Annotated in this window: 14 protein-coding genes and 1 pseudogene; 3 read left to right on the forward strand and 12 right to left on the reverse strand. The window is 43.9% G+C overall.

Annotated features, from left to right (window positions below; translation table 11 throughout):
* Positions 1–133: 133 nt before the first annotated feature.
* The 5 genes and pseudogenes from PCY71_RS02600 to PCY71_RS02620 form a co-directional block, all read right to left on the reverse strand.
* Positions 134–817: pseudogene (locus tag PCY71_RS02600) on the reverse strand (ATP-binding protein); the annotation flags it as partial.
* Positions 808–1,053 (reverse strand): hypothetical protein, encoded by a 246-nt coding sequence (locus PCY71_RS02605; RefSeq protein ID WP_004186523.1) that lies wholly within the window; start codon positions 1,051–1,053, stop codon positions 808–810. The pseudogene PCY71_RS02600 and the gene PCY71_RS02605, both read right to left, overlap by 10 nt.
* Positions 1,054–1,166: 113 nt before the next feature.
* Positions 1,167–1,430, reverse strand: a complete 264-nt coding sequence (locus tag PCY71_RS02610; protein WP_301412453.1) for a TIGR04197 family type VII secretion effector — start codon at positions 1,428–1,430, stop codon at positions 1,167–1,169.
* 9 nt (positions 1,431–1,439) lie between these two features.
* Positions 1,440–2,168 (reverse strand): peroxide stress protein YaaA, encoded by a 729-nt coding sequence (yaaA, locus tag PCY71_RS02615; RefSeq protein WP_301412420.1) that lies wholly within the window; start codon positions 2,166–2,168, stop codon positions 1,440–1,442.
* A gap of 16 nt (positions 2,169–2,184) precedes the next feature.
* On the reverse strand, positions 2,185–2,769 hold the full coding sequence (locus PCY71_RS02620) for a VanZ family protein (protein WP_301412421.1): 585 nt from the start codon (positions 2,767–2,769) through the stop codon (positions 2,185–2,187).
* 129 nt (positions 2,770–2,898) lie between these two features.
* On the opposite strand from PCY71_RS02620, the gene PCY71_RS02625 reads away from it, so the two are divergent.
* Both PCY71_RS02625 and PCY71_RS02630 read left to right on the forward strand, forming a co-directional pair.
* Positions 2,899–3,360, forward strand: a complete 462-nt coding sequence (locus PCY71_RS02625) for a DUF1836 domain-containing protein (protein ID WP_301412422.1) — start codon at positions 2,899–2,901, stop codon at positions 3,358–3,360.
* Complete coding sequence (locus PCY71_RS02630; protein ID WP_301412423.1) at positions 3,344–3,991, forward strand: hemolysin III family protein; 648 nt, start codon at positions 3,344–3,346, stop codon at positions 3,989–3,991. The genes PCY71_RS02625 and PCY71_RS02630 overlap by 17 nt, the downstream gene beginning before the upstream one ends.
* Before the next feature lie 64 nt (positions 3,992–4,055).
* Here the strand turns inward: PCY71_RS02630 and PCY71_RS02635 are convergent, their stop codons facing one another.
* Together PCY71_RS02635 and PCY71_RS02640 are read right to left on the reverse strand one after the other, a co-directional pair.
* Positions 4,056–4,622, reverse strand: coding sequence for an ECF transporter S component (locus tag PCY71_RS02635; RefSeq protein WP_301412424.1), 567 nt, complete (start codon positions 4,620–4,622; stop codon positions 4,056–4,058).
* Positions 4,603–5,469, reverse strand: a complete 867-nt coding sequence (locus tag PCY71_RS02640; protein WP_223337005.1) for a pyridoxamine kinase — start codon at positions 5,467–5,469, stop codon at positions 4,603–4,605. The genes PCY71_RS02635 and PCY71_RS02640 overlap by 20 nt, the downstream gene beginning before the upstream one ends.
* Before the next feature lie 39 nt (positions 5,470–5,508).
* On the opposite strand from PCY71_RS02640, the gene PCY71_RS02645 reads away from it, so the two are divergent.
* Positions 5,509–6,834 (forward strand): PLP-dependent aminotransferase family protein, encoded by a 1,326-nt coding sequence (locus PCY71_RS02645; protein ID WP_223337006.1) that lies wholly within the window; start codon positions 5,509–5,511, stop codon positions 6,832–6,834.
* Between the two features lie 43 nt (positions 6,835–6,877).
* Here PCY71_RS02645 and PCY71_RS02650 read toward each other — a convergent pair whose 3' ends face one another.
* The 5 genes from PCY71_RS02650 to PCY71_RS02670 form a co-directional block, all read right to left on the reverse strand.
* The gene (locus PCY71_RS02650) at positions 6,878–8,617 is read right to left on the reverse strand and encodes an ABC transporter ATP-binding protein (RefSeq protein WP_301412425.1); all 1,740 of its coding nucleotides are present in this window, start codon (positions 8,615–8,617) and stop codon (positions 6,878–6,880) included.
* Position 8,618: 1 nt separating this feature from the next.
* Positions 8,619–10,361: an ABC transporter transmembrane domain-containing protein gene (locus PCY71_RS02655; RefSeq protein ID WP_301412426.1), complete on the reverse strand. Its 1,743-nt coding sequence runs from the start codon at positions 10,359–10,361 to the stop codon at positions 8,619–8,621.
* 87 nt (positions 10,362–10,448) lie between these two features.
* The gene (locus PCY71_RS02660; RefSeq protein ID WP_048771853.1) at positions 10,449–11,120 is read right to left on the reverse strand and encodes an MmcQ/YjbR family DNA-binding protein; all 672 of its coding nucleotides are present in this window, start codon (positions 11,118–11,120) and stop codon (positions 10,449–10,451) included.
* Positions 11,121–11,154: 34 nt separating this feature from the next.
* Positions 11,155–11,787 carry a copper homeostasis protein CutC gene (locus PCY71_RS02665; RefSeq protein ID WP_048771857.1) on the reverse strand — a complete coding sequence of 211 codons (633 nt, stop codon included), beginning with the start codon at positions 11,785–11,787 and terminating at the stop codon, positions 11,155–11,157.
* Positions 11,788–11,850: 63 nt separating this feature from the next.
* Positions 11,851–12,711, reverse strand: a complete 861-nt coding sequence (locus PCY71_RS02670; protein WP_048771859.1) for a GNAT family N-acetyltransferase — start codon at positions 12,709–12,711, stop codon at positions 11,851–11,853.
* Positions 12,712–12,739 lie beyond the last annotated feature (28 nt).

Consider the following 12,739-nt stretch of genomic DNA (forward strand, 5'->3'; position numbering starts at 1 on the left):
GAAAATTCTTATTTAAAAATTCTTCTACTGCTGATTTCTTTTCACTAATAGTAGACGCTTTTTCTATCTTATTCAAAGTATTTCCATATTCTTTAGCCAAATACTTAGAATTCTTAGAAGAATCATATTTTATACTTTCAATCTTCTGTCCTTGCATCTTCTTGGCCCAGCTCATGTCAACTCCATCAACATAGTGATTACCGTTGCTGTCTACTAGGACTTGGCTTAGCTGGCTGGCTCCTTGAATAGCTAGACGGAGGACTTCTAGACTATCGCTGAAATATTGAGAAACTTGAGCGACAAAGAACTCTAGCTTTTCAATCTTCTCTTCCAATTCTTTGATTTGTGATTCAATTTGCGATTCTGCACTAGAAAGAATCACCAGAGACTGCATGTGAGAAACGATATTAAATGTAGCAATAGACTTCATGCGCTCTAAGAATGATTCTTTTGCTTCAATAGCCTTTTTGACAGAGGCTAGCTGCTACTCTCTCAATTCTTTTGTCTTCTTCAGCTGATCCAGGTCGAGGTTTCCGTACTCAGCTACCTGAGCATCGGCAGTCCTATATGAATTTAACTCCGTTTGAATGTCATCAACCGCTTCCTGCAGTTTCTTAATAGCAGGAATGATAATCTCTGAAAAGAGGCCTTTCCCTGCTGTATAGGCAGCTCCCATGAGTTCTCCTGAGTCTAGGGTGGCTATCAGGTGGTCACATCCCTGAGTCAATCGGTCTGTCACCTCATTGGCCACTTGAATATTATTAGCCATGACCTCCATCAGCTGTGAAGACTCTGACGCACTGTATTTTACTCCCATGGTAAAGAGTTCCTTTCTTTCGTCAATTTTTCTCGGTTTTCATCTAATTTTTGCTGAACTTTCCTTGTTTGTTTGGAAACATCGTCCAACTCCTGCTCTACGTAGCTATCTATTGTTTGCTGCAAGGCTTGGTTTTCTTCCCATATTTTACGACTGGTAGAACTAGTCTCTGATACGGGATCTATCAAGTTTTCTATTTGGGCATTCATCGTCCAAATATCTGTACGAAAATTCATTACCTTCTCTTCATAACGCCTTTTGAGAACTAAAAGATCTTCTTCTTAATTCTCAAGCTGAATGATTTTCTTATGTAATTGCTCACGTTTTTCTTGATTTTTATCTTTTATCATCAGTTTCTCCAACGTTGCGCCTGTTCTACATCACGCTTTTCAATTTTATAAGCTATATCAGGAAATTTATTAGCCTGAGTCAGGACAGCTGCGCTAAAGTCACTGACAGCCTGCAGCATTTGATTGCATGCCTGACGGCCTGCTTCCATCCCAGCAATTTCTGTAGTATAGCTGAACTCTACCTGCTGATTTTGCTTATCTCTTGTATCTACCCCAACCAATTCACTGATAGCGTTCCGAGCAGTGATAGCACTTGACTTGATTTCCCCTTTTCACACTTCCTTGACATAAACCAACTCTTGTTCACTAGATAGATCAGGTCGGTAGGTGAAGCCTGCAAAGCTTAATTTTTTCATCTGTTCGACTTCTGTCACTTTGTTAGTTATTAGAGCTGTTAAAAACTCACCACGCGCTTTTTTAGAAATGGTCGAATGGACTTTCAGCTTGCCACCACGGTTTTCTAGAAACTTGAAACCTATCATGCGCTGGCGGATTTCCTTGGAAAAGACCGTTTCAAACTCGCTGGACAGGAGGGAGAAAATCATCTCATCTTCTGCCAGTGCTTGGTCATAAGCTTCTTTCCAAAAAGCCTTGAGACTCTTCCCATCTAACTTGAGTGGCATCATAAAGTCCAAGCGATGAGGCGCTATGGGCTCCAGGGCTGGGATAACACCGTAAAGCGCTGATGTGATGGCAAGGTGGTTCTCGATATACTGACTTTCCTTCTTGGTATAGCCCTGCCTCTTGATATGGCGGTACATAAGGCCATCAAATAGATAAAGTGCTGGAGCATGCTGCGCAGTTCCTTCTCGCAAAGCCTGAATGGCTTGCCACTCTACCTCCGCTCTTTCTGGGGAGATTTTATAAAATGATGCCAAGTCAGTTACTGACATGGTTGCCAACTCATCCAACACAGTTTGGGTTTGTGCTGAAGGTAGATTCGGGATTGCGGATGGCGCAGACAGATTCAACTCTTTAGCAGTTGGGATAAGAATTTTCATAGTTTCCTTCTTTCATTTAGTGAATATGGCGGACAACCCATTTTCCCAAGGCTGTCTCTAGTAGATAGCTGCCAATGATGAAGCCTAGCAAGTTAGTCAAGATATCACCCAAGTCAAAAATACCCAGGTGAAAGAGATATTGGCTCCCCTCAACCAGACTGATAGCCAAGGTAAAATAAGCCACATGTTTCCATGACAGCTTGCAGAGAAAGCCCAGCGGAATGAACATAATGATATTCATGGTTGGTACCAGCTTATCTCCATAAATCCAATTATAGGTAAAAGACTGCAGGTCCAGACTAAAGCCCTGCCTGCCGATATTTTTCAAAAAGAGGGCATAGAATAGAATGAGAAAATAGAGGGTGTAACTGGCTAGCACCAGCCAACGAGGAATGTGCCGACTATAGAGGCCGCGAATAAAAAGCGAGCTGATAGCTGTCAAAGTCAGGATGATAGAAGCTGGTATCAGCAGGTTCCACTCTGGCTGATTCTTGTAAAAGACGACGGCTACGTAGGCATAAAAAAAGCGCATATAGAGCCAAAACCAAAAAATCAGACTGCCTAGGAAGGCTACCATATCAAAGATTGTTTGTTTTTTCATCTGAAACCTCCCTTTCTTCTTTTTAAAATTATATCAAATTTCAATGGGACATTCTATTTTTTGCTTGACTTTGATTTACAGAGATGTTATCATCTAGTTATAAAGACTAGATAGGAAAGTGATAAAGATTTGAACGCTCAACAAGTTTTTCCCAAGTGGGACGAATTACCAGATCTGGAGCTATATTTGGACCAAGTTCTGCTCTATGTAAACAATGTCTGTGGCTCTTCCATTTCAGCTGCTGACAAGGGACTAACCGCTTCTATGATTAACAACTATGTCAAGCACGGTTATGTTGCCAAGCCTGTCAAGAAAAAATATCAACGTCGCCAAGTAGCTCGCTTGATTGCCATTACGACCTTAAAAACGGTCTTTTCTATCCAGGAAATTTCAGCTACTTTAAATATACTGCATAAAGAAGCAGATTCGCGAGAGCTTTATGATGACTTCGTTGACTATATGAACGGCAATAAACTAGAGGTGGTACCTATCATTTCCACTGCCTGCCAGACGGTCAAACTCTATCAAAAGACCTTATCCCTAATCCAAGTACCAAATGAGGAGGAAGAAAATCTTGAACTACGCGCTTAAACTCAGTAAAAAACTATCCTTTGGAGAGGAAATTGCCAACTCTGTTACCCATGCGGTAGGGGCTGTTCTGATGCTGATTCTGCTGCCTATCTCAGCCATTTATAGCTATGAAGAGCACGGCTTGGTGGCTGCTGTCGGAACTTCTATCTTTGTCATCAGCCTCTTTCTCATGTTCCTCTCCTCGACAGTTTATCACTCTATGTCCTATGGCTCTACTCACAAGTATATCTTGCGCATTATCGACCACTCCATGATTTATATCGCCATCGCTGGAAGTTACACTCCAGTTGTACTGTCTCTGATGAATAACTGGTTTGGCTATCTCATCATTGCTATCCAGTGGGGCACGACCATCTTTGGCATTCTCTACAAAATTTTCGCTAAGAAGGTCAATGAAAAATTCAGCTTAGCTCTCTATTTGATTATGGGCTGGCTGGTTGTCTTTATCATTCCGCAGATTATCGGTCAAACCGGACCTGTATTCTGGGGACTCATGCTGGCTGGTGGCCTCTGCTATACTGTAGGAGCTGGCTTCTATGCTCAAAAGAAGCCCTACTTCCACATGATTTGGCACCTTTTCATTCTAGCAGCCTCTGCCCTGCAATACCTTGCTATCGTTTATTTTATGTAAGACAAATACACTAAAACCGTCCGAGAATTCTCAGACGGTTTCTTTTTTTATGCTGTTTATTGATTCATCCTTGCTTTTCCAGAGTCCTTCTTTGCTTGTGCGCTTTTCTGACTTGCTTAAAGATTGGATATAAGATTGGGACAGCAATGACTGTCGCTAGACTGGAGCCAAATGTACCAGTAATCTCAGCTACTGCCAGCAAAAAGGCTGCTGGTAAACTACTCCCGCCAAACAGTGTTCCTATCAGAGTGTACTTGAGGATATTAAGCACAATCTTCACCAAAGCAGCTGCTACTGCTGTCACAAGAATATTTCTTAGTCGATCCTTTCTCTGAAAGAGTCCTTCATACAGAAAATGAATCACCACGGCTACCGCAAGAGCTTCTAGCAAGATAACTGGGATTTCCGCTGCATAACCATTTAGCAAGTCAAATATTCCCAATCCGATAGCAGCCGCTAAAAAACCGAGCTTACTGCCAAAAATCAGACAGCCCACTACCACCAGTGCATTCCCAAAGTGAATAAACTGAGCTCCCACAGGAATTTTAAAAAACTGAATGCTCAAAAAAATCAAAGCAGCAAATAAACTAATCATGGTTAAGGTTTGCAAATCAAGTGTTTGTTTCTTCATATTTTTCCTCCATTAAGGCTTGAAAATCAGCGAAAAGCTCTCCTAGATAGGGCTGGTAAACAACGCCCTTCTTTGGATCTATTTGCTCTTTAAAGCTAAAGGCCAAGCTCTTTTCAATAAATTTCAAAATCACCGGCAGGGCTTGTTTGATGTCAATCCCCTGAACAAAAGCCGCAGCTACAAGTGTCGTCAATATATCACCCGTTCCAAAAAATTGCTGGGGCAGAGCTGGACTAGAAAAGAGGTTAAACTCTTCTGTCGCCGCATCAAAATAGGCCACACCAATCTGCTTTTCTTTCATGGGCAAGCCAGTCAACAAGACCTTGCTCGGTCCTAACTCAGCCAAACGTTTGCAGTAGTCCTCCCATCTATCTTCTGATAAACTCTCTTCGTAGGATTCTTCTAACAACAAACAGGCTTCAGTCAAATTGGGCAGAACCAAATCGGCATGTTGGCAGAGGCGACGCATATGGTCTAGATGGGCATCTGAAAATCCCTGATAAAAAGTCCCCTTGTCTCCCATGATAGGATCCACGATAAGGGGCAAGCTTTTTTCCTTTTTAAAGCGCAGCAAATTTTCCACCTGTATGTCAGATTTCAAATATCCTGTTACCAGAGCTGAAAAATCGAATTCCAAGCTCTGCCATTGTTTCAAAAAGGCAAGCATCCCATGCGTATAATCATCTATATAGATGTCTGAAAAACCGCCTGTATGAGACGACAAAATCATGGTTGGCAAGAGAGCAACCTCTAGCTGGCAAATTGCAAAGAGTGGCAGGGCAGCTGTTGCAGCAACCTTACCTAAGCCAGAAATATCTGTGGCCAGAATAACTGTTTTTGTTTTCATGACTCCTCCTACTTGCTCTCTATTGTAAAATATCTGAAAATGAGTTACAATATGAAAAAATCAAATCTGTATGGGGACAGTTTTATGGTTAAAGCAAAATACCAACGCATAATTGATAAGATTACTAAGGATATTAAAGAGGGAAAATTGGCAACTGGTCAGAAAATTCCTTCTGTCCGGAAGCTTGCAGAGCGTTACCACTGCAGTAAGGATACTGCGCAGAAGGCTCTGATTGAGCTCAAATATCAGAAGTACATCTATGCCGTTCCCAAAAGCGGCTACTATGTGCTGGAGAATGCTCAGGAAAAAAAGCAAGATTTGGAGTTGCCTGTGAGGGATGACCGCCACCAAGCCTATGAGGATTTCCGACTCTGTGTAAATGAAACTCTGATTGGCCGAGAAAATTATCTCTTCAACTACTATCCTCAGCAGGAAGGACTGGAGGATCTGCGCCGCTCTGTTCAAAAACTGATGCTGGACTCTGCTGTCTATGCTTCTAGGGATCAGTTGGTACTGACTTCCGGCACCCAACAGGCCCTCTATATCCTTTCACAGATTGACTTTCCCAACCAAAAAGAGCGTATCTTGGTGGAGCAGCCGACCTACCATCGGATTAATGATCTTCTGCTAGCGCAAAAACTTCCTTATGAAACCATTGAAAGAGCACCACAGGGGATTGACCTGCAAGAACTGGAGAGGATTTTTAAAAGCGGAAAGATCAAGTTTTTCTACACTATCCCGCGTTTTCATTATCCCTTGGGCCACTCCTACAGTCGGCAGGAAAAGGAAGAGATTCTTCGGCTGGCACAGCTCTATGATGTCTATATCGTAGAGGATGACTATCTATCAGACTTTGATGGACGGCGGGAACTAACCTTTCACTATCTAGACAATAGCCAGCGGGTCATCTACATCAAGTCCTTTTCTACCAGCCTTTTCCCGGCCCTAAGGATTACTGCCCTGCTCCTTCCACCCCAGATTCAAAAGACCTTTATCGCTTACAAAAGCGCCGTGGACTATGACAGCAACCTCATCATGCAGAAGGCTCTATCGCTCTATATCGACAGTCTCATGTTTGAAAAAAATAGGCTGGCGCTGCTGCAGCTTCAAGAAGAGGAAGCAAGAAAGGCGCAGACACTGCTAGAACAAGCTCAGCTTCCACTATCCAGCTATCTGACCAAGGATGGCATTCTGTTAGACTTGAGGTCACTTTCTTCCGTCAGTGCTCTCAAACACAGCAGCCTGCCGCTTGACTTCTTTGAACAGAGTTACCTTGCTAGCTGCCCTTACCAGTATGCCAAGCTGCCTTATGATAACTTGGAAGAAAATTTAGAGAAATTAAAAGACTATTTAAAACAGGTGTAGAATTCATTTGGAATTCTACACCTTTCATTTATAATCAGGTTTTTCAAGACTCCATCATCCCAGCCTGCAGTTGGTACATTTTCTTATAGGTGCCATCTTGAGCTAGCAATTCTTCGTGGCTGCCGGATTCGATAATGCACCCCTTATCTAAGACATAGATGCAGTCGGCATCCTGAATGGTAGACAGACGGTGGGCAATGGCAATGGTTGTCCGACCCTGCCGCATCTTTCTCAGTGAGGTTTGAATCAGCTCTTCTGTCTCCGAATCAATATTGGCTGTCGCCTCATCCAAAATCAAGATTTTAGGTTTGGTGGCGATGGTTCTGGCAAAGGCTAGAAGCTGCCTTTGTCCGCTAGAAAAAGTCGCTCCCCGCTCAGTCACAGGGGCATCATATCCTTGAGGGAGCTGACTGATAAAGCCATGAGCATCTACAAACTTAGCCGCTTCTATAATTTCTTCTCGCGTCAGCTGCTCTTGGTAAAGCTGAATATTGGAAGCAACGGTACCATGATAAAGGAAGGGATCCTGCAAAACAAGGCCAATCTTTCGCCGCAGCTCCGCCTGACTAAAGTCTTTAATATCACGGCCATCAATCAAAATCTGTCCCTGCTCAAACTCATAAAAACGTAGGAAAAGATTAATAATAGAGGATTTACCAGAGCCAGTCGAACCCACAAAGGCAATCGTCTGGCCTTTTTTGACAGAAAAGGAAATATCCTGTAAAACATTACGCTTTCCATCATAGGAAAAGGAAACATGCTTGAATTCAATATTGCCATCCTGAATTTGCAAGTTTAGATTAGCCTGATCAGGCTCGTAGTCGGTGCGGTCCATAATTTCAAAAACCCGTTCCGCAGCAACCATAGATGTCTGTAAAACAGAGTAATTCTGCATAACATCAATCAAAGGATTAAAAAGCTGATTAACATACTGGATAAAGGCATACATAATACCTGCTGTAATACCCGCCACTTGCCAAGTCAAGCCAAAGTAAGTCAGAATCACTCCATAAGCCAAGATTTTCAGCAGGGACATGGCCGGTCTCAGAAAGAGACTGTTGATATTGAGATAGCGATTGGTAAAGCCTAAATGCTGACCGTTGATTTCTTCAAATTCCCGCAGCAAGCGCTTCTCTTGCCCAAAAGCTTGGATAATCCGCATCCCTTCAATACTCTCAGATAGCTTGACATTCAAATCGCTGAGTTTATTCCGGACCTGCTTCAGCTGACGATTGGATAAATGCTGATAAAGCAAGATAGAAGCTGCCATCAGAGGTAAAAAGAGAGCAATCATCAGGGTCAATTGCCAGTTGAGAGCAAACATAGCGCTCAAAGTAACAACTAAAATCAGCAAGGAGCTCAAAAAATTAGAAAAAATCTCACTGAACATATCTGCGACTGCCTGAGTATCATTGGTCAGGCGGGAAACGATAGCACCAGCTGGCGTCCTATCAAAATAAGCCATTTGCAGACGCTGGATATTGGCAAAGCTTTCCTGTCGCAAGTCCCGAACCACGCTTTGAGCCACACGCGCAAAGAAATACTTTCCCAAGAAGGTAAAAAGTACCCGCAAGAGGAAAAGGCCATAGTAAAGAGCCAGCAAAGGCAGGCCAGCCCAGGCTTGGTTACGGCCGATAAATTGATCAATAAAATAGCGGGCCAAGAGCGGCAATGCTGTTGTTACCAGAGTCGTCAGCAGGATAAATGTCAAAGCCATGCTGCTCACTATCCTGTAGCGCCACATATAGCCAAGGAGGCGATGAAAAGTTGCTTTCTTTTTCATATTAATCTTCCTCCTTCAAGCTTTCTGCCAGCTGCTGATTATGGTATGTCTGGGCATACCAGCCCTCTTGCTCCAATAGCTCTTGGTGAGTTCCCCGCTCCTTGATCCGCCCCTCTTCCATGACCAAAATCAGGTCTGCATGTACCAAAGCTGACAGCCGATGAGCTGTGATGATGGTTGTCTTGCCAGCACGCTCAGACTTTAAATTTTCTAAAATCAGATGCTCTGTCTTGGCATCAACAGCCGACAAGGAATCATCCAAAATCAGAATTTCAGGATTGGTAATAATAGCCCGACTCATCGCCAAGCGCTGCTTCTGCCCACCAGACAGAGACAAGCCCCGCTCACCGACAACCGTATTCAGCCCCTCTGGCATAGCCTGAATATCCTCATACACACCGCAGAGTTGAGCGGCAGCTAGAACCTGGCTATCTGTCAGCTGGGGATTAGCAAAGCGGATATTGTCCCGAATGGACAGAGCAAAGAGCATCTGTTCCTGTGGTACATAGCCGATGAGACGGCGCAAGTCTTTGAGACGGTACTCCCGGATATCATGTCCATTCAAATAGATAGCCCCCTCCTGAATATCTTGCTCCCGCAGCAGCAAGCGCAGAAGAGTGGTCTTCCCTGAGCCCGTCTGACCGACAATTCCCAGTGTCTGTCCCTGCTCAATGGAAAAATGAATATCCGATAGGCTAACCTCTTCTGAATAAGAAAACTTCTGAATGTCATAATCCAATCGACCATTTTCCGCATGAGAGAGAGGCTGTTCAGCTTCCTTGACATCTGACTCCTGAGCCAGCAGTTTCTCAATCCGCTCATAAGAAACAGCCCCTCGCTGGCCGATGTTAAAAAGATAGCCTGTAGCCTGCAGTGGCCAAACCAGCATATCCAGATAGGTGATAAAGGTAACCAACTCTCCTATGGTGAATTGCCCTTGGGAGATAAAAATCCCACCGAAAATCAAGGTCAAAACATAAGAAAGACCGATAAAAAGCAAAACCAAGGGATCAAAAAGAGAATCGTACTTGGCAGCCAAAACGTTCTTTTCGTAGACTTCCTGATTGGTCTTGGCAAAAGACTGAGTCTCTGCCTCCTGATAGCCAAAGGACTTGGTCACTCGAATCCCTGAAACACTCTCCTGAACCTTATTGTTCAAATCCGAAAATGCCTCTTGAGCAGCCTTAAAACTTTCATGATTTTTTCGGCCAATCAAGCCCGTACCCCACGACAAGAAGGGCATGGGCACAATGGCAATCAAGGTTAGCCGCCAGTCCAAAACGAAAAACATAGTCAGCAGGGTCACCAGGGCTGTAATAGAAGCATCCACAGCTGACATGACTCCACCCCCAGCCAGACTGACAATTGCATTGATATCGTTGGTCGCATGAGCCATCAAGTCACCTGTACGGTATTTCTGATAAAAAGAGGGAGACATGTGAGTAAAGTGCTCGAACAATCGAGAGCGCAGAATCCGTCCCAGATTATTGGACGTCCCTAAGATATAAAGGCGCCAGACATAACGCAGGCCGTACATGATAAAAGCTGAAGCAATCAGCAACAGCAAATTAAAGAGCAGCTCTTGAGAAGTCAGATGCTTGCTAGCAATTCGGTCAATAACCTGACCGATGACTCTGGGTGGTATCAGATTGAAGACACTGACCAAGGACAAGGCCAAGATACCGATGATATAGCGCCGCTTTTCCAACTTAAAAAACCAGGCTAATTTTCTAATGAGGTTCATAATTTCTCCTATTCTTACTAGTCTTTTTATTATACTGTTTTTTGAGGAAAAATGAAACACAGCGGATTGGAGCGCTGTGCTTCGATTCTATTTTTTACTGGTCAGCTGGTAACTAACAGCCAGTAAATCAAAGATTTCCTGATCGCTCAGGGTATCATCCAAGGGCAGACTGAGCCAATATTTCTTATTCATGTGAAAGGCCGGGTAAATCCCCTTTTTCTGAATCAGTTCTGCTACATGATCATTCTTAACATTCAGCACCTCAATAGCGCCGCTTCGCTCTGCTTCAAACTTAGACCAGTCTGTGGTCAGAAAAGCCCCATACCATTTTTTACTGTCCTGGTGGCGGAAAACTCCAGCCTTGGTCGAGCTCTTTCTGGACGACTTCTCCCAGAGGTACTCTATTTGCCCCTGATAAACCTCAGCCGCATAATCCCGTAGTCGCTTACTCTGCTCATAGAGAAAGCCAACCTCGTCAAAACAGTTCTGACGGATAGCCAAAAGAGCTGCCTGACAAGCTTCACGAACCTGACCGACAAACTCCCCCGTCACCTGCTCCATCTTGACCTGCAGATAAACATCATCAGTATCGCAGTCAAAGATCTGATAGTCCAGCTCTCCATCTCTGATAGTCACTTCCAAGCGAAAGTCACCCTTCATAATCTTCTGCGAGAAATGGTAAGCTCCATCAGACTCTTTAAAGCCGTAAGTCTGAAGCTTGTCTGGATTAGCCTTGTATTTTTCAAATAGTTCCAACATCTCCTTAGCCGCTGACAGCGCAGCTTACCCCTCCTTAAAATACAATTTTAGTTCCATGCAGCTGGTCAACTGCCAGACTGTCTATAATTTGCTGACGATTGCCCAGATGAATACCTCCCCCCGGCATGATATCAATCCGATCAGCAGCATGCTCGATTAATTCATCCAGCCAAGCAAAATGCTCCTCAATCGGCTCACTGGCAGGTCCTCCGTGGGTCAAAATTCGCTGGACACCGTTCTCAATCAGCCAGTCCATTTCGCCAAACTGGTATTCAGCTGGGATTGAGTCAAAAGCCATGTGGAAGACTACTTCCAGTCCCTTGCAAGCCTCCAGCAGCCGCTGCATCTTCGGAACATCTATTTCGTTCTTCTCCGTCAAGACACCAAAAACGACTCCCTGACTGCCGGCTTCCTTGGCCTTTTGGATATCAGCCAGCATAATCTCAATTTCAAGATCAGTGTAAACAAAATCACCACCTCGTGGCCGAATCATGGTCATCACAGTCGCACCATAAAGCTTGGCTAAGTCAACTGCTGCTCGAATTACGCCGTAGCTGGGCGTCGTACCACCGACAGCCAGATTATCACAGAGCTCAATCCGTTGAGCTCCCTCTTTCATAGCCTTTTCTAACAAGGTTACATTTTCCGCACAAAATTCATAAAGCATCATCTCACCTCTGATTTAATATATTGATTCCCTCTATCTATTATAACACAAGAACATCTGATATCAGCTCTTATCAAATTTTCTAGCTTCTCTTTGACACCAATCAAGCCATTTGGTCTGATAGTCTTCCTTGGACAAAACGCGGTTCTGTAAATCAGCTATCGAGAAGATACCTATTTCTTGACAAGCCTGAACACAGTATTGATAAAAATCCCAGTTAAGCTCATCCCTATCATAATAGATGGGAATATGAGAGAGGCCAGCCTGATATGCCTTAAAGGCTCTGCTATGTCCATCAGTAAAGAAAACTTTTCCATCCATGCGCTTGACAGGTAAAGCTTCAAGTTCTTGTTGGTCAAAATCAATGCTAATCCTGTCCAGCTTTTCCCTTGAAAGGTAGAACTGACTGGGCTGGATCTGCGCTATGGGCAAGGTCAAATCAAGTGTATAGGACCTACCTCTCTCCCTAGCATGAGTTTGATAGAAACCAAGCGACTCAAACAAACTGCGAGAGGGGAGATTGAAATCATAAATCTCTTGAACTGTTAGTTTCTGATAGCCTAGATTGCGTGCGCGCTGTATCAAAGCAGAAAGAACTTTCTTGCCAATGCCTTTCCCACGGTAGTCCGCTTTTCCAATAACAATCGGCAAATCATCTTGCCAAAAGGTCACATCCCCAATAGCCAACCAACACTCCTGCTCCCATACTTCAATAAAATACACTTCACCTCGCGAAGCCAAATACTCATACATCCTTTGAACTCGCTCCGGCGAATAGGGCTCTCTACTGCCATCAATCATATAAATCATGTCTGGATCTTGGTACCAGTCCAAGGCTAACTCAAACTGGCCATCATAGGCCCGCAAACGCTGATTGTCATCAATAACAATCAGCTCCTCTTGCTGGATATTAGGAATAGGCATCTTTTCTCCCTCACAATGCTACTGCTCA

The sequence above is a fragment of the Streptococcus sp. SN3 genome, from assembly GCF_030439905.1.